Source organism: Microcoleus sp. AR_TQ3_B6 (genome assembly GCF_036702785.1).
Classification (GTDB): Bacteria; Cyanobacteriota; Cyanobacteriia; order Cyanobacteriales; family Microcoleaceae; genus Microcoleus.
The window spans coordinates 12,448-29,274 of the sequence record NZ_JAUBVJ010000068.1 but is presented as its reverse complement, the minus strand read 5'-3'; the positions used below and the strand labels follow the sequence as shown (position 1 = coordinate 29,274).

At 46.7% G+C, this 16,827-nt stretch carries 13 protein-coding genes; 5 read left to right on the top strand and 8 right to left on the bottom strand.

Annotation, left to right across the window (positions count from 1 at the left end; translation table 11 throughout):
* Positions 1-224: 224 nt before the first annotated feature.
* The 4 genes from QUB56_RS26335 to QUB56_RS26320 all read right to left on the bottom strand — a co-directional run bounded on the left by QUB56_RS26335 (position 225) and on the right by QUB56_RS26320 (position 3,717).
* Complete coding sequence (locus tag QUB56_RS26335) at positions 225-1,430, bottom strand: adenylate/guanylate cyclase domain-containing protein (RefSeq protein ID WP_332959180.1); 1,206 nt, start codon at positions 1,428-1,430, stop codon at positions 225-227.
* Positions 1,431-1,451: 21 nt separating this feature from the next.
* Entirely contained in the window at positions 1,452-1,994 is a 543-nt protein-coding gene (locus tag QUB56_RS26330; RefSeq protein ID WP_332959179.1) for a peroxidase-related enzyme, read from the bottom strand.
* A gap of 534 nt (positions 1,995-2,528) precedes the next feature.
* The gene (locus QUB56_RS26325) at positions 2,529-3,485 is read right to left on the bottom strand and encodes a transposase (protein ID WP_332959178.1); all 957 of its coding nucleotides are present in this window, start codon (positions 3,483-3,485) and stop codon (positions 2,529-2,531) included.
* Entirely contained in the window at positions 3,463-3,717 is a 255-nt protein-coding gene (locus tag QUB56_RS26320; RefSeq protein WP_332959176.1) for a helix-turn-helix domain-containing protein, read from the bottom strand. Before QUB56_RS26320 ends, QUB56_RS26325 begins: the two co-directional genes overlap by 23 nt.
* A 224-nt stretch (positions 3,718-3,941) precedes the next feature.
* On the opposite strand from QUB56_RS26320, the gene QUB56_RS26315 reads away from it, so the two are divergent.
* Positions 3,942-5,246: a valine--pyruvate transaminase gene (locus QUB56_RS26315; protein ID WP_332959175.1), complete on the top strand. Its 1,305-nt coding sequence runs from the start codon at positions 3,942-3,944 to the stop codon at positions 5,244-5,246.
* Positions 5,247-5,921: 675 nt separating this feature from the next.
* Here the strand turns inward: QUB56_RS26315 and QUB56_RS26310 are convergent.
* Both QUB56_RS26310 and sat read right to left on the bottom strand, forming a co-directional pair.
* The gene (locus tag QUB56_RS26310; protein WP_332959173.1) at positions 5,922-8,117 is read right to left on the bottom strand and encodes a caspase family protein; all 2,196 of its coding nucleotides are present in this window, start codon (positions 8,115-8,117) and stop codon (positions 5,922-5,924) included.
* A gap of 207 nt (positions 8,118-8,324) precedes the next feature.
* A complete protein-coding gene (sat, locus tag QUB56_RS26305; RefSeq protein ID WP_332959172.1) occupies positions 8,325-9,506 on the bottom strand; it encodes a sulfate adenylyltransferase in 1,182 nt (393 codons plus the stop codon).
* 196 nt (positions 9,507-9,702) lie between these two features.
* Between sat and QUB56_RS26300 the strand changes: the two genes are divergently transcribed.
* Positions 9,703-10,434: an FkbM family methyltransferase gene (locus tag QUB56_RS26300; protein ID WP_332959170.1), complete on the top strand. Its 732-nt coding sequence runs from the start codon at positions 9,703-9,705 to the stop codon at positions 10,432-10,434.
* A 179-nt stretch (positions 10,435-10,613) separates the two neighbouring features.
* Here QUB56_RS26300 and QUB56_RS26295 read toward each other — a convergent pair whose 3' ends face one another.
* On the bottom strand, positions 10,614-11,732 hold the full coding sequence (locus tag QUB56_RS26295) for a glycosyltransferase (RefSeq protein ID WP_332959168.1): 1,119 nt from the start codon (positions 11,730-11,732) through the stop codon (positions 10,614-10,616).
* A 469-nt stretch (positions 11,733-12,201) separates the two neighbouring features.
* Positions 12,202-13,674, bottom strand: a complete 1,473-nt coding sequence (locus QUB56_RS26290; RefSeq protein WP_332959167.1) for a site-2 protease family protein — start codon at positions 13,672-13,674, stop codon at positions 12,202-12,204.
* A 33-nt stretch (positions 13,675-13,707) separates the two neighbouring features.
* On the opposite strand from QUB56_RS26290, the gene QUB56_RS26285 reads away from it, so the two are divergent.
* The 3 genes from QUB56_RS26285 (at position 13,708) to QUB56_RS26275 (ending at position 16,530) form a co-directional block, all read left to right on the top strand.
* On the top strand, positions 13,708-14,382 hold the full coding sequence (locus tag QUB56_RS26285) for an MBL fold metallo-hydrolase (RefSeq protein WP_332959165.1): 675 nt from the start codon (positions 13,708-13,710) through the stop codon (positions 14,380-14,382).
* A gap of 934 nt (positions 14,383-15,316) precedes the next feature.
* A complete protein-coding gene (locus tag QUB56_RS26280; protein WP_332959164.1) occupies positions 15,317-15,877 on the top strand; it encodes a sugar O-acetyltransferase in 561 nt (186 codons plus the stop codon).
* A gap of 188 nt (positions 15,878-16,065) precedes the next feature.
* A complete protein-coding gene (locus QUB56_RS26275) occupies positions 16,066-16,530 on the top strand; it encodes a hypothetical protein (protein ID WP_332959162.1) in 465 nt (154 codons plus the stop codon).
* Positions 16,531-16,827 lie beyond the last annotated feature (297 nt).

Below are 16,827 nucleotides of genomic sequence, written 5' to 3'. Positions count from 1 at the left end.
TCAAATCGTAAGGTCCGCGCTCCCAACCATGATAGTTATCAGTCATTCCCAATTTTAAAATCTCAAATCTCAAATCTAAAATCGTAAGGCCCACGTTCCCAACCATGATAGTTATCAGTCATTCCCACTTCTAAAATCTCAAATCTCAAATCTCAAATCTCAAATCTCAAATCGTATAATGGCTCGGTTAGCCATCCTCCTTTAGCAATTAGCCCTTCCCAAACTTATTTAAGATAATGAACCAAATACATATCCAACTCCCCTTTATTTTTTGCCGGAATTTTTCCTCGGTATTCGCATTCAAAAAAATCTCTAACTAATTCAAAAGTTGCGTGAGAGATATTGATATTTCCAGGTACGCCGGAGGATTCCATCCGAGATGCAGTATTAACTGTATCTCCCCAGACATCATAGGAAAACTTTTTATTGCCAATTACCCCAGCAAGTATTGGGCCTGAATGAATGCCAATCCGGATATCCCAATAAGCAATATTTTGTTGAGCTTTATGCATTTTTCGCAAATCCATGAACTGTCGAATTTCTATGGCAGCAAGTACAGCATCAAAGGCGTGTGTTGGGCGAGGCTTAGGAATTCCCGCCGCACACATATAGCTGTCGCCAATAGTCTTCAATTTTTCCATACCGTATTTATCCATCACGCGATCGAAATAAGAAAAACAATGGTCTAGTTCGTCAACTAACTCTCGCGGCGTCATTTTTTCAGATAACTGAGTAAAGCCTTTAAAGTCAGTAAATAAAACCGATACGCAATCATAATACAGTGGTTCCACTTTGCCGTTATTTTTGAGTTCCTCGGCAATTTCAACCGGGAGCACGTTCAACAGTAGCTGGTCAGATTTGTGCTTTTCGGCATCGAGCTCGGAATACAGGCTATTTATCTCTTTAAAGCGTTCAGCATTGCGGATGGCTGAGGATAGTTGCAAAGCCAAAAGATAACCAATCCGCAAGTCTTCTTGAGTGTAAGCTCGCGGCTTGGTTGTGGCAAAATTAATTGTCCCTAAAACCTTACCTTCGCTTTCCAAGGGAAGGATAATTTGCGAAGCGTAGGGGGATAAAATAGCAGTAGCACCCGCTTCTTGAATTAATTGAGGTTGACGTGTGGTGAAAGCTTTTTTAATAGGGCCGCCATCTGGCAGGACTGAAATATCTACAGGGATATGCGGCCCAAATAAGGTCATGCAAGCGTTAGTGCTGTGCAGGCAAACGCTACAGTGTTCAAAGTCGAGCAGCCATTTGGCTTGCTTGCCTACTACTCGTAAAATCTGGTTGAGATCGAGGGTGCGGTTAATGGCAGTGGCAATTTCGTTGACGGCGGAAATGCGGATGGAAAGCGCTTGAGCTTCTGCTAACAAACGGCGGGCTGTCAACAGAAGTTCTTCTCGCTCTAGATCTTCTAGCCGCTCGCCCATAATATGGGTATAAAATATAGATTACAAAGCATCTATTTCGAGGGCTATTGCATCAGTATATCGGTTGACAAAGCTAAACAAGTCTGCTGTCGCAATTATCTCAAATATTTCTGAATCATCTAGCCCTAAATCCCGCAGGTTTTGGTAATCACTTTCTGTCATTTCCAGGGGTTTTGTAGCAGCCCGCAAGCCAAAGGAAATTACGGCTTTATCACGTTTTGGCAAAGGGCAATTGGCAAAGTCAGAAACTAGGGTTCGCAGGATTTCTTCGCTCATCCCCAACGCTGACAATCCGTGCAGGTGAACTTGGAGAGCGTACTCGCTATTATTTGATTGGGAAATAGCGACACCGACCATTTCTTTGAGGGTGCGGGGTAAGTCTCCTTGCAGGATTGTTCCCCGGAATTTTTTCCAATTTGCTTCTAATATGTCAGGGTTGATTGCCATTGACTTGAACAGGTTGGGGACGATGCCAAATCCCAATTCTGTCAAGATTTCTTCGTACACTCCTTTGGCTTTAGGATCTGTAAGTTGCTCGTATTCTGTAAGTGGAAAGTGTGTCATTGTTGTGTTAAATTTTACGGCTGTTAATTTTGGCTGGGATTTATGTATTTGTTATGTAACACCACTCGAAGGGCGAGGTTACGAGCTATCTTGTCTTTAGTTGGATTGATGATGAAATGCACCGCTGTCAGCGAACCGCGAATCATGAAAATGAGCGAGCAACAAATCTGATTCTTGAGGCTGGATTGAACCTGCAATTATAGCAGAAACCGGAGCCAATAAAATTCTGTTGCGCTCGAACCGTACTGCTAATCTTAGATTCTCTTAATGGCTGCTGTCAAGTATGGGCAATTCATCGGGCGCGGCGGCGTGAAATCTTACCAAAACTCTTCAATTATATAGTGCTGTTCGGTTCGCTAATCTTTAGGCAAAAAACACTGTTCGATCGCTAGATAGGATTCCAAAAATGCCCAGAATATTACGGTCCGGCGCGCGTACAGGGGAAAAAATCTAGTGCTGTCCGATCGAGTTTATTGCATTATTGACAACTCCCCGTCCTCTTATGAGCGGGGATTCTTGGTTCATTGGGACTACTCACGTAGCTTGCCCTCCCCAAAATTCACTGCGACGCAGCCCAACCGCTGTATATCCACGCTGCAAAACTACTTGCGCGGCTGCAACATCTCGATTCGTTTCATAGCCGCATTCAGGACATCTATGCACCCGTTCGGATAGTTCTTTTTTGCCTGTATGGGTTTGACATCTGGGGCAGGTTTGACTTGTTCCGTTTGGGTCTACTTTAGCGAAGTATGCACCTCGCTTAAAGCAAACATGACCCAAGATATTCAGGAACTGACCAAACCCGGAATCAAGCGTGTGTTTGCTCATCATTCCGGCTGACATTGCTTTGAGGTTCAAATCCTCAGCAAATAATGTTTGGGCTGCGTTGCATAAATGATGAGCGGTCTTAAAATGAAAATCTTTGCGACTGTTCGAGATGTATTCGTAGTGCTTGGCTATTCGGTGATGAAGTTGACGGGACTTCCTAGAGCCTTTTTTCTTGTGCTTCAGTTGACGTTGCAGCGATTTCAGCTTGCGTTGTCCATCCACAAAGAATCGAGGTCTATCAATCAATTCACCATCAGAAGTTGCCAAAAAATGTCCTAACCCTAAATCAATCCCTAATCCATGCCCTGAAGGTGAGGCTTGAGGCACTTTGACATCACATTGCAAAGTGAGCATGGCTACGTAGCCAGAAGCCCTTTTAATAACGCGAATTTGCTTGACATCAAACCCTTGAGGGATTGGACGATCCAGGTGCATTTTGACGCTTCCAATCTTGGGCAGGTTGACCCAATCGGCACCATCAAACCGTTTAACGGATTCTAGATTCAATTGAGGGAACACTTCGGAGCGCATCCGCTTGGGGAATCTAGGAAAACCGTGTCCTCGTTCCCACATCGCCACAAACGCTGCCTCTAGTTGGCGCAACGCCTGCTGCAAGACATGGGTGTGAGGCAGTTTCAACTCAGGAATTAACTTCTTTGCCAATGCTAATGATTTGCTGCAGGCCCGCAAAGGTTGGACGCGGTGCATCATCCGGGATAATGTATTCCTGCTTAATGCTGCACGAATTGATATCACACTTACGAGAATTAACCCAATCTTTTCGTTCTCGCAATGCAAAGTTATAGACCTTGCGGCAAATATTGAGCCACTGGTCGAAAGTCTGGCGTTGCGTATCGGTAGGAATGAGCTTGTACTCGTAGGTTAGATTTAACATACAACCATTGTAGAGTACACCTGAATAAATGCGGTGCTGTTTATTCAAAAACCTTGCTTGAGAGTTTCCGAACCGAAAGTCCCCTAGAAGGGGGAGGCTTGTATCCCATTTTTTTAGTCAGACGATCGCTCGACAACCGATGCCCCAGACAAGCTACGCTAACGCCTGCGACAGGAGTTATTATGATTAAACTGTAAACTTCTATCATTGTCGCTGCATTTGCTATGAACCCTGCCCTGACTCAATTTGGCGCTCAGATGTCCCACCTCACGGGAGTTCGGGCAATTATGAAAGATATTATTGAAACTCTCAGAGCCGGCAGCGGGCAGGAGTTTATCAATTTGAGCGCCGGAAATCCGGTGATTTTGCCGGAAGTCGAGCAGTTGTGGCGCGACTGCACTGCGGAACTTTTGGCGGGCCCGGAATACGGTGAGGTGGTTTGTCGCTACGGTTCCAGTCAAGGTTATCAGCCGTTTATCGATGCGGTTTTGGCGGATTTCAACCAGCGTTACGGATTGAATTTGACCCATCGCAATATCCTAATTACTCCCGGAAGTCAATCGATTTACTTCTACGCAGCCAACGCTTTCGGCGGCTACACCGCACCCCCCCCATCCCCTCCTTACCAAGCTATGCCTAGGGGGGATAGCCTGAAAAATATCGTCCTACCGTTGAGCCCAGACTACACGGGTTACGGCGGCGTTAGCTTGATTCCCGAAGCGGTAGTCGCCTGCAAACCCACCCTCGATATTGATGCGGGTGCTCACAGGTTCAAATACCGCCCGGATTTCAGCCAACTGTCGATCGACCAAACCACCGGTTGCGTCATTTTTTCCCGTCCCTGCAACCCCACCGGCAACGTTCTCACCGACGACGAAGTTAAGAAAATTGCCGATTTAGCGGCCGCTTTCGACGTGCCGGTGTTGGTTGATTCCGCCTACGGTCCTCCCTTCCCGTCTTTGAATTTTACCGAAATGACGCCGATTTTTGGGGGCAATATCGTGCACTGTATGAGTTTGTCGAAAGCCGGATTACCTGGTGAAAGAATCGGAATTGCGATCGGCGATGAAAACATCATTCAAGTATTAGAATGTTTTCAGACCAATATGTGCATTCATTCGCCGAGATACGGACAGGCGATCGCAACTCGGGCCATTGCTTCCGGCGCTCTTGCCGATATTTCCATCAATGTAATTCGGCCGTACTATCAAAGCAAATTTGCGATCGTAGAAAGCACTCTAGAACAAGCAATGCCGAAGGATTTGCCGTGGTTTTTGCACCGGGGCGAAGGAGCTATTTTTGCGTGGTTGTGGCTGAAAGATTTGCCAATGACTGATTGGGAACTGTATCAAGAGTTGAAGAAAGTTGGCGTAATTGTCGTGCCTGGAAGTTCTTTCTTTCCTGGTTTGCGGGAAGATTGGCAGCACAAGCACGAGTGTTTGCGCATCAGTTTGACTGCGACCAATGATGAGATTGAAACTGCTATGAAACGCTTGGCTCAAATGGTAGAAAAGCTTTATCAGTCTTGATTTCTTATATCGATTCCGGCTGCACCGCAATCATTGTTGACTGTTGACTGTTGACTGTTGACTGGCGGGTAAAAAAAATGAAAATTGCGCGAATTATTTGTTGCGAGCTTGATTAGACTTTACGCCCGACTTTTGAAGCAAGGATTTGATATCCTTCCGGCCCGGAGACCGGAATTGATATTATACCAAATCCGCGGAAATCCACCTTTTTTCTGATTCGGCGGTTGAAACCGCTCCATAGAGTCAAACTTTCGTCCTAGCGAGCGAGGGACAAGCGAGATCGAGGGGGTATTTAAGTCGGATTTGGTATGAGATCGTTTCCGGTTGCATCACAATAATAAAATCGAGTCAACAGTTAACACTCAACCATTGAGTTTTTCCACCCGCCCGTCAACAGTCAATCGATTTGAGATTTTAGATTTGAGATTTTAGATTGAACTGGTTCCGAGGTCGAGCCAATACAGCGATATAAGCGAGGAATAGCCTCAATTGCGGAGGAAAATTCGAGGCACAGCCTCCTTTCTCTGCGTTATCAGGTAGAGCCTGGAAGTCAAACAACACAGTCAACTCTCAACAGTCAACTCTCAACAGTTAACTCTCAACAGTCAACAATCACGGACGGTGTAACCGGAATTGATTTCAATCGCCGACTCATGAGCGAGGATTTTTTAACAATTAAACCACCCGATAAACAAAACTCAGAGTTGCCCACACATTCACATCCAAAGCCCAATCATCCGTCGATATCCCCACTTTCTGCACCCCCGGAATGCTAGCGGCGTGCAAATCTTCGAGCACCGCCCGCGCCACATTTAAAGGATTCAACAACACTCGAATTGGCAGGGCATCCCTCGTTTGCTGCATTTCGGCTTCTATTGCAGCCAGAGTTTGAGCGAAGGGACTCTCACTAAATATAATCACAGTTTCCGCAAGTCCGATCGGCCCGGATACCGCCCACCCGTTAGCGAAGCCCTCGAAGAGGATCGCCCCAGCCGCCGGCACGGTCAAATTCTCCCCAGGAGCGATCGGCTCCGACATCCCCGCCACAAAGTCTTTGCCCTCAGTGCCAAGCACTGACAGCCGTCCTGCGCTGTCCGAGCAAAACACCGCAAAGTAAACCGGGCGACCGCTGTCGTTATACAATCTGCACTGACTGCGGCTGCTTTTGCTCATACTTAGTATATAAGCGTTGGCTGATTTCTCGCTTTCCGCGGTCAGCGGTTCCAGGCGGTAAGATTGTTCGGCCCGCACCGGCTCCCGCTGTGCCACGACCCGCGCTTGGGGTGCGAGAGTTGCCAGTTCCGCCCGCACCTTCAGGTGCGAAGACCCCTCATTGACTGTCAGCCGCAGCAACTTCCCCGCCTGCAGCGCTTTCAACTGCGGAGTCAAGCGCTGCACCGCCACCTTAACTGCTTCTCCCCCGTCGCCCTCAGTATCGGGAATCAGCATTTGAGCCAAAGAAAACAAACCGTAACGCCTTTGAGACAAAGCAGGCTCGTGAGGCGAGACTGTTTCGGCTAAAGTCGTTTCCGGGACTCTGCCGAACCGACAGTCAGCGGGTTGCTCGCTGCCTACCACCGCAACTTGCGGCACAGTCGCAAAGGCGCTGGTGGCGTCCACCCGCTCGATGCGTTCCAAACCCGAGTCCAAAGCTACTGTCAAACCGATGTTTCGCGGCAATACCCGAATTTCTTCCCTCACCAGTTCGCCGACTGTTATTTGCCCGTCTGTTCGTGAGGGCTTGTCTAAAACTTGGGCTTTAGCAGCAAGGCCCGTGCGTCCCCGCAGCAAAAGCAGATCGCCCGCTGAGGAATCCACAGCAAACACAGAACCCCCGGAGCACTCCAAAACTCCGGGCGACAACCCGCCCAGCCACAAATGCACAGTTTTGCCGCCGTCTTCCACCGCCGTTACAGCGCCGTCAGATGCAGGGGAATTCAACATTAAATTTGAAAAATTCACCGCCGGGGCGACTGTTAAATCGTGATGGCGAATTTGCGGTTGCTGGGATAACCCCGCCAGCTTGCTGTCAACATGACCCGCAGCGCGGCTGAAACAGACGCTGAAGCTGCTAGCGGGAGTTGCCCACCACAAAGTTTGGGTGAGGGCGTAGGTAAACAAACCTGCGGTAAATCCGTTCCACTCTTGTTCGGCGGCGAGTTGGGAATTCGCGCCCGCGGCAAGTACGGCGGCGTCCGGACGGAGATTTGGGCGGGATCTGAGGTCTTCGGCGAACGTTAATTCTGCGAGGCTTGGCTGCCCGACGGTGGGGCGGGGGCGGGAGCGAATGCGAAAGTTGCCGTTTTTGGGGAAACCCGGATAGGGGTAGCTGGTGTCGAGGATGGCGATCGCATTTTCTGTCGCGAGCGATCGAACCAACAGCAGCAGCGTTTCCTCTAAAATATCGTTCACCGCCCGGTTTGCTAACAGCGGCAAAACATCATCCGCCGGGACCAAACTGTTTTCGATTATTCCCGGAGACTCGCCCAAACTGACTCGGCTACCGCAGCCGCTAAAGTGAAAAACTACCACGTCACCCGGTTTTGCTTGTTCGCTCAAGTGAGTCACAAAAGCCGTCTCGATATTGTCCCTCGTAGCTTGAGCGTCAGTCAAAGTCAAAATATCAGACGGCACAAACCCAAACCGATGTACCAGCAGTTCCCGCTGCAAATCTACATCCGTGACGCAGCCGTGCAGGGGCGAGTCTGGATATTTGTCAACCCCCACCAACAAAGCCAATTTGCGGGGTGTCGGCTGCGCTAAGGCTTGGAGGTAGCGCGAGCCCAACCGCAGCCACAGGGCCTCGCTGATTCCGATAGCGCCCAGCACCCGGCCAGCTTGCTGCAAAAATTCCCGCCGCTTGAGTCCCATTTTTAAATAGCTTTAAATTTTATCTTTTGACTTTTTAGTTAAATTCCCCTCAATAATTTTAGGGGATTTAATTAGGTTGTGAGTGTTTAGTACTAAGAGAATTTTTAAGTTTTAACTTTTGAGTTTTCAGTTTAAACTTTAAAATTTAAAACTCAAAAGTTAAAATTCCAAACAATTCACAATGCTGCCAACACCAAGCTTCCAGACTTAAATCTCGTAACTGAAAATATTCATTGCCTTGGCTAATTCTGCAGCGACTTCCGGCCGAGAAAACTGCGGCGGCGGCAATTTTCCAGCGCGCAGCATTTCTCGAACTTTGGTTCCCGACAAATGCACCCGTTGTTCTGGAGTGCTTGGGCTTGTTTTAGTTGTAGCCATTTGTTCCGTCAGCGTGCAATAGAAAGCGTGCTCGAATTTCATCGGCACAATTCCCAATTCTCCCGGCTCAAATTCATCAAAAATATGTTGGGCATCGTAAGTGCCGTAATAATCGCCAACTCCAGCATGATCGCGCCCCACGATAAAGTGAGTGCAGCCGTAGTTTTTGCGGATTAAAGCATGAAAAATTGCTTCTCGTGGCCCGGCGTAGCGCATCGCCGCCGGATTAATTGCCAAAATTACCCGCTCTTTTGGATAGTATTTTTCTAGCAGAATTTCGTAGCAGCGCATCCGCACGTCAGCGGGGATGTCGTCATCCTTAGTCGTCCCGACTAGCGGGTGCAGGAACAAGCCGTCTACTGTTTCTAAGGCGCATTTTTGGATGTATTCGTGGGCCCGGTGGATGGGGTTTCGGGTTTGGAAACCGACTATGGTTTTCCATCCTTTTTCTTTGAACAGTATTCTCGATTTCGCCGGGTCAATTTGGTATTGGGGAAACCGGACATCTAGTTCGCGTTCCAGCAGCCAAACCTCGCCTGCGAGGTTAACGGGCCCGGATTTGTCTATTACCTGGACGCCCGGGTGTTTGAGGTCGTCGGTCCGGTAGACGTTGAGGGCTTCTTCTTCTTTGCTGTAGCGGTATTTTTCTGCAAGTTCCAAGATGCCGGCAAACTCGCCCGCCGGGGTGTCGAGGCGCACTAAAGTGCCTTCTGTCAGGGTGTCGGCGACTGCTTCTGTTACCGAGAGGGTGATGGGAACCGACCAAGGAAGACCGTTGGATAGGCGCATTTGTTTGACGACCGATCGATAATCAGCTTCGTTCATGAACCCTTTGAGGGGACTCAGGGCGCCGATGGCGATCATTTGCAGGTCGGAGATCGATCGATCCGAAAGCTGGACTCGTGGCAAGGACTCTGCTTTGTCGAAAAATTCTTGTCTTTGGTCTAGTGTGGCAATGCGGTTGACCAGGATGCCGCCGTGAGGGGCAATGCGGTCTGAATGCTGGCTCATGTCGATTTGAAGTTGTGGGTTTTAGCTGCCAGACTATATCCTACCAAAGTAGTGTTACAATTAATTAATTAATTTTCCTCAGTAAGTCGGCACACTTGGTTTTGAATGTTGGTATTAACCATAATTTATTCCGCAATTTATGACAGTTTATAATTAATTAGTAAAATTAATCGATTTCTGGCAAAAGCATTCATGATTGAGGAATATAAAAACTCATACTATTTATTCTAAAATTCTCAAATCTGACTCTTTAGTTATCGATTTAGGCGCCCAGGTCGGTCAATTTAGCGAAGCGATAACTCGCGCATTCAATTGTAGGCGTTACGCCATAGAAGCAGTTCCTTCTGTGTATTCTCAGCTTCCACAAAAGGGCTTAGTTAAAAAAAATAATTATGCTATATCTCACCGAACTGGGCCATTAAAAATATATACTTATGACAATCTAGAATGTAACAGTATTAGTCAGGAAGCTGCTAGTATCTACGGTCTCCAGGGAGAGATATCAGTGGATGGTATCACTTTAGAAACTTTTCTGAACAACCACAGAATCGAGTTAGTGGATTTGTTGAAGATAGATATTGAAGGTGCTAAAGAATCCGTTTTTAACTCAACTAGGGATGCCACACTCTGCAATGTTAAGCAGAGCACTATAGAGTTTCACGATTTTCTGCCAGGTTCTATTAGCACTGAGGAAGTTAACAAAATTACCAACCGGTTAAAAAGATTGGGTTTTATCTGCATCCCCTTTTCCTACCTGTTCCCTGACATGGATACCTGTGATTTCTTATATATCAATACGAATATATGTAAAATTCCGTATAAAGACTGGCTGGGTTTTCAAATGATTAAGTTGCTTCTAACACTAGAAAAAACTAAGTCGTCTCTACTCCGTTCCGCTGGAAAGCGCGAACCAAGTGTTACCAATTAGCACCGTGAATAAATCGACGGCAAAGTCGAGCGGCATCCCCTTCAAATCTCTCACTTTTATTTCTCTACAATCAGCTCTGGCATGGCAATCAAGCAATTTAGTCCCGGGTCCCCCAGATTCATTCCTTCGCAGACTCAGGACAGGAGTAATTCTCCAATCCAAAATCCCAAATCCCAAATCTAAAATCGGCTGACCATTTTTTCATAAATCATCTTTATCTGTGACAATTCTTCCAGCAGTCCCTGCGGTAGGGGAATTTTGACAGCTTCCAGCATACTTTGAATCCGATGCCTGCAATCGTGACGGGCTAAACTCTCAACATAGTTGCGTTTGTATATAGAATTAAGCCTCACCTCGTCCTGTAAAAGTTCCTTAATGAATTCAGCACTTTTTTGCGGGTCATCGGGCAACTCAATAGTAGCATCTTCCCAATTCATTAACTCATCCATTAGAGGTGTAGTTGGACGCTTCCCAACTACCGCACCGCCAGTCGCAGTACCATAAAACCAACGCTGTGTAATAAACGAGTAAGGAAACTGACGCATACCAGGATAGCGATAGAGGGGGTCAAACGCCAAGGTGAGTTTGCTATGTCTGAGAATGTGAAATAGCAGCCGAGTATCTGGCTCGTCTCTACGCATTTCGTAAGGCAATTTCGGAAATACCTCTTCTGTTCTGGGCGTAGATTTATAGTAAATTTGTTCGGAACCAGGTTGATTGAATTTATTGCTAAACACAGTGTCATACTGTGAGGGTATCCGCCCGAAGCTTGTTAAATCTATTGAACGCTTGAGTTGACACGAACCGTGAGTGAGAACATCAGCAGCAAAAGGGATCAGCGATACTGGTATACCAAAAATTTGTTTCAGTTCATCTATAATTTCTGGAAGTGCAACAAATAAATGATCTAAATGATAGACATTTTTTGAATAAATTTCCGGTGCCCAAGAATCGAAAAGATAAGCGATGACAACATCAAAACGCTCCCTCCACTTAGGTATACTTGAGAGTAGTTCCAGATCGGATCCTGCTATCCCAATCATCACTAAAACATTGGGTTTGTCCGACAATTGAGGTAAAAGTGGTAAATTATATAGACCTGTAGTAGACTTAACAGCTTTACGGACTATTCGATCCGCTAGCGGATAAAGTGTCGATGACCACTGGATTACATCGCGGGCAGATGGTACCAAAAGTTTGGCGTTGCAGGTTCGTACAACAATATTTTCTAATTCAAAAACTGTGTCCCAGAATACACTTGAGATTAAAGCCCGTGAAGAAAGTACAAAAATATTCATAGCTAGATTTTAATTTTATTAAATGCTCCCGCACATTATACCAAAGACGAAGGATTAGGGTAAATTTAATCGTCCTGGACGTAACAATCCTCTGAATACAACCACAGGAGGATTGCCGCTAAAAAACGCTATATGTAGAGGCTTTGCGTCCAGGACTGTTTAATTAAATTTGAAATGCCAATTCTCGAGAATAGACTTCCGAATTTACCTACCTACTAGCTAGGAAATCTAGCAGATCGCACTTATAGCTGATTGCAATTATGGCACAATTTGCAGTGGGTAAATATATCCCGTAATCAGCAAAGAAGTAACCCATATATGGTCTCAATGTCAATATAAATTATGATTTTTTTACAAGATGTATTTTGCCACGTTCGTCGCGATCGCGTGTAGAAAGAGCGGGTTGATAAATGCTAAAGTCCCTAGGATTTATGAACCTTTTCCTTCTTCCTCCTTCCCCTTCTTCAGACTAAACATTTAACCACTGAAGGAGTATCCTGGGCGCCGGTAACAGAATAAGTAACAAAAGCCCGATCGCCAGCAACCCCAAAAAATCCCGCCGATTATCCAATTCGCTGACATCATTCAACGCCGGTTCGTCGTTTAGTGGCGTCAAAAACAAAATAATCGCCCACAGCAGCAAACCCTGTTCCAAAAAAGAAAGCAGCAGCATACAAAGTCTAGCAACTTGCCCGATCGCCATACTCGCTCGCTGGCCGAACATCGCGTGCACGATGTGCCCGCCATCGAGTTGTCCCACCGGCATCAAATTAAACGCCGTCACGATCAAACCCAAATAACCCGCCACCGCTACCGGATGCAAATCGATCGCAGTTTCCGCATTCAAAGCACCGCCCAAGGTTAACTTGCTCAAGAGAGTCATCAGCAGCGAAAAATTGGGTTTGAAAGACTCAAAATTTAACATTCCGGACTTGTCAGACAGCGGTACAATAGTGGAATGATTCAAACCCCAAATCAATAATGGCAGTGTCGCAACTAAACCAGCAAGGGGTCCGGCAATGCTAACATCAAATAAAGCTCGGCGGTTGGGAATTGGGCTCCGTATTTGAATGAATGCGCCAAAAGTTCCCAAGAAAAAAGGAATCGGAATAAAATAAGGCAAAGTCGTGCGAATTTTGTAAAATCGGGCAGCTAAATAGTGGCCGGATTCGTGAATTCCCAAAAATGTAATTAGAGAAAGCGAGTAAGGCAAACCCTGGAGCAATATTGACGGGTTGGACTGCAAAGCTTGTTCAGTAACTCCAACCATTCGCGCCCCGACAAGCGTAGTCGTAAACACCGCGATCAAAAGCAAAGCTAATGCAAAAAACGGCCGGGTTTCAGATTCGGTTTTGACAGGAGTTTCCGCTGATTGGTGGCTGGGATTGGGAACTATGGCAAAAAAAGGTTGACCGCTCAAGCTGTTTTGAAATATTACTAAAAAGCGATCGCCAAAAAGCCTCTCCACATTCTCCCGAATTGCCTGATAAGCCGCCTCCGGATTCGTGCGCAACTGTCCGCGACAAATTACAGCCTGCGGCCGAAATTCCAAATCTCGCAAAAAGTAAATTGACCAAGGAAAACAATCGCGCAAACTCGCTTCTTCCGCTGCATCGATCGGGCGCAGGGGCGGTTTTGGCTTTGCAGGTTCAGTCTCCGAGTCTGTTACAAGCTCAACAGTTTCGGCGGTAATTTTCTTGCGCCCCAACTGTACCAAAAACCAATACAAAAAAGGGCAAATCAGAAAAGGTATAATTACTAACTCCGGCGGTACTGTTTTGCTCGTGCCGTTAACTAAAACCCAACCGCTCCAAATCAGCGCCGGCGCCATCATTACCAGCCACAGCAGCCATACCGGAGTTCGGGTGATGCGGCTGGTGCCCTTCTGCAACAAGAAGTATGATATCAGCCCCAACACGAACAACCATAGTAAAAAGAACATAATATTTATCCCATTCCCTTCTGAAATACTTCCTTGAAACAACAGAGTTCAGTCTCCAAACAACCCAGGCCCGTGCTGGACAATATCTTTGCTTTCCCGCCTAACCGAGATACTCTGGGTGCGACAGCTTATTTCATTGTAGAAAACCAATCGAACATCCTGGTGGATTGTCCCGCTTGGGATGAGATTAACCACACGTTTTTGCTTTCGCGCGGCGGTGTGCGACTGCTGTTTCTCACCCACCGCGGCGCTATCGGCAAGGCGCGGGAGATTCAGGAAGCCACGGGGTGCGATATCCTGATTCAAGAGCAGGAAGCTTATTTGCTGCCGGGATTGAAGGTGACGGTTTTTGAGCGAGAATTTGCCCTGAGCGATGGAATGAAAGCATTTTGGACTCCAGGCCATTCTCCAGGTTCCTCTTGCCTTTATGATAGTCGTAGCGGTGGAGTGCTGTTTTCGGGCAGACACTTGCTCCCCAATCGAGAAGGTGCCCCAGTACCGCTCAAGACGGCGAAAACTTTTCACTGGCCGCGGCAAATTAACAGCGTCAAGTCAATTATCGATCGATTTTCGCCCTCCACTCTGCAATATATTTGCCCCGCTGCCAATACTGGTTTTTTGCGATCCAAAGGCTCGATCGATCGAGCTTATGAGCAATTAACCAACCTGGATTTAGCCCTTTGTTTGCAGTCCAAACCCGACCCCTAAATGTATCCTGCAACATCAAACAATGGTTTGACGCGCTAATTATAGCGGTAAGATGCGCCCCTTCTTGGTGTCAACTTAAGACTGGAACCATTGATAAAGATCGGTTTTACCTGAGTCTAGATCCCCTTGGCATCCCCCTTAAGAAGGGGGACGAAAGAGCGGACTCTTCCCCGGACGCGAAGCAGCGCCGGGGGGATCGAAGCCTAATAGTCAAACAGCAGACAGGTATTACATTTAACGTGTTTGTTGACACGAAGAAGGGTGCGCGGTTCGGCGCACCCTACATTATTCTTCAGTCTCAAGCCAGAGGGAGGAAAGTTTGTATAGTGGCCGTTACCGGAAATTTGGGTAAAAGCCCCTTCTTCAGTGACCGGCTTTAATTAATCCAGCTTGATGATGGAAGTCCCTTAATATAGTCGTCGATCGACTCAGACACAGGAACTCCCTTTTCGTCAGCTATTTTGGCTATCTTCTCTTTCAATTGTTTGGTTGTCCTAACATTTATTCTCTCAGTTTTCTGGGTAAGTTATTCCATTTGGATGTATAATAGTAGTATGCCACAGGTAGAGTAACCGCCGATACAAATGAGACACCAAGCTCAAACGACAGGTCGGGAAATAATAATAGCTAGTGGGTGGCGAACACCACGAAAAACATAGCTAAGCTAACTAACGCAAGCTAAAACCAGAAAAGTAAATTCTTGGAATTTAAACGATGATCGTACCGTAGGGCATAGGTCAACGTGAGAAGTGGTTCTCGAACGCTTGGGTAGACAAAACCCTCTGGGACTAACTAAATTAGGCTCAATATTTGGTTCAATCGAACGGATATTTGGTTTAAGTATGGCCGCAAGGATAGATAGTTTTAAGGTGTGTCAGTGCAACCTTGCAATCCCCACGCCTTTGGCCCGGGAGTGTCAAAACCACCGATTCTTATGGAAAAAACCGAAAAACAAAAAATGCTCGCCGGCGAATTGTATTTAGCAGCAGATGAGCAATTGATTTCAGAGCGCCAGCGAGCCCGCCGCCTCGCCAGAACATACAATTCTACCCGCGAAGACGAACCAGACAAACGGTTAGAAATTATCGCCCAATTGTTCGGTGCAGTCGGGCCGAAAGTTGAAATCGAGCCACCTTTCTACTGCGACTACGGCAGCAATATTTATGCTGGAAACGGATTGTATATGAATTTTGGCTGCGTGATTCTCGACTGCAATAGAGTTAACATTGGCGAAAATTTACTGTGCGGACCCAACGTACAAATTTACACCGCTTTTCACCCCACGGACCCGGAAATTAGACTTTCTGGCCGAGAGTTCGCAGCTTCCATTAATATTGGCAATAATGTTTGGATTGGCGGTGGCAGTATTATTTGCCCAGGAGTCACTATTGGCGACAATAGCACGATCGGTGCAGGCAGTGTCGTTGTCAAAGATATTCCCGCAAACGTCGTGGCCGCGGGGAATCCTTGCCGAATCATCCGGCATCTACCTTGATGTGGTACGATCGACACAATCATGCGATCGGCTCTTCGGAGCTCAACCCAAAAATTTTAGGTATTAGACAGCCGATTTGAGGTTTTCCAGGTAAAATCCCCGAAAAAAACCGTGGAAGAAATGTAAAATCTCAAATCTCAAATCCCTTAATTTCTCGTTCCCGGTTTCCACACTACCAAGCTTTTCTTATGACGACTGCAACAGTTTATCCCAACGCTCCGGATCTCTGCACCGACGACTACATAGCAGTCGGTTTAGCTACCTGCTTCATCAAAGAAGAAGGCGAAGTTTTTCAAGTGCAAGTAATCGAAGCTATTCCCTCAGCAGCTTTGGAAGCAATTGTCAAAGGAATTCCCACATCCTATTTAATGGCTTGCGGGACGACTTTGGGAGCAGTGCTCGACGGCGAAACACCCAAAATGTTGCCAGAATTCCCGACCTCAGCTCAGTTTAGCGAAGAATTTGCCTTTCGGGCGATCTCCGCTGCCCGCACTTACAAAATCCGCCCCCAAGCTCAACTTCACATTCCCTTGGGAACAGTTCGCAACGACTTTACTTATTCCTTAGAACGCAAAAGAGTGCTCAACTCCGAGCGCATCATTCGCACTGAAGACAATGTGAAACAGCACGAACACACTCACAAGGTTCTTTAAACAAACGCGCAACTGGGGCCATTTAGCAGAGCCTCAGCCAGCGGATGCAGGGAAAATAGTTTTGAGTTTCTCGATGTGAATTAAAGATTTAAGCAGCTTTTCATTCGTTAATGAAAGAAAAGCTTTTAATATTTCAATATTAAGACAAATGCCAAACATTTCAAAGTAGGCTGTACTGCTGCCCGTGCATCTTACCTCATAAGACAAACACCGAACATCTCAACCTAGAGCGATGCCTGCGCACATCACTTAATCAACATAAATTATTAAGGACTGTTAAGAAAAGTCTTAAATTGT

What these genes read in the sequence shown, in the direction of transcription:
- QUB56_RS26335 (WP_332959180.1), bottom strand. Translation starts at nt 1,430, where the DNA reads ATGGGCGAGCGGCTAGAAGATCTAGAGCGAGAAGAACTTCTGTTGACA.
- QUB56_RS26330 (WP_332959179.1), bottom strand. Translation starts at nt 1,994, where the DNA reads ATGACACACTTTCCACTTACAGAATACGAGCAACTTACAGATCCTAAA.
- QUB56_RS26320 (WP_332959176.1), bottom strand. Translation starts at nt 3,717, where the DNA reads ATGTTAAATCTAACCTACGAGTACAAGCTCATTCCTACCGATACGCAA.
- QUB56_RS26315 (WP_332959175.1), top strand. Translation starts at nt 3,942, where the DNA reads ATGAACCCTGCCCTGACTCAATTTGGCGCTCAGATGTCCCACCTCACG.
- QUB56_RS26310 (WP_332959173.1), bottom strand. Translation starts at nt 8,117, where the DNA reads ATGGGACTCAAGCGGCGGGAATTTTTGCAGCAAGCTGGCCGGGTGCTG.
- sat (WP_332959172.1), bottom strand. Translation starts at nt 9,506, where the DNA reads ATGAGCCAGCATTCAGACCGCATTGCCCCTCACGGCGGCATCCTGGTC.
- QUB56_RS26295 (WP_332959168.1), bottom strand. Translation starts at nt 11,732, where the DNA reads ATGAATATTTTTGTACTTTCTTCACGGGCTTTAATCTCAAGTGTATTC.
- QUB56_RS26290 (WP_332959167.1), bottom strand. Translation starts at nt 13,674, where the DNA reads ATGTTCTTTTTACTATGGTTGTTCGTGTTGGGGCTGATATCATACTTC.
- QUB56_RS26280 (WP_332959164.1), top strand. Translation starts at nt 15,317, where the DNA reads ATGGAAAAAACCGAAAAACAAAAAATGCTCGCCGGCGAATTGTATTTA.
- QUB56_RS26275 (WP_332959162.1), top strand. Translation starts at nt 16,066, where the DNA reads ATGACGACTGCAACAGTTTATCCCAACGCTCCGGATCTCTGCACCGAC.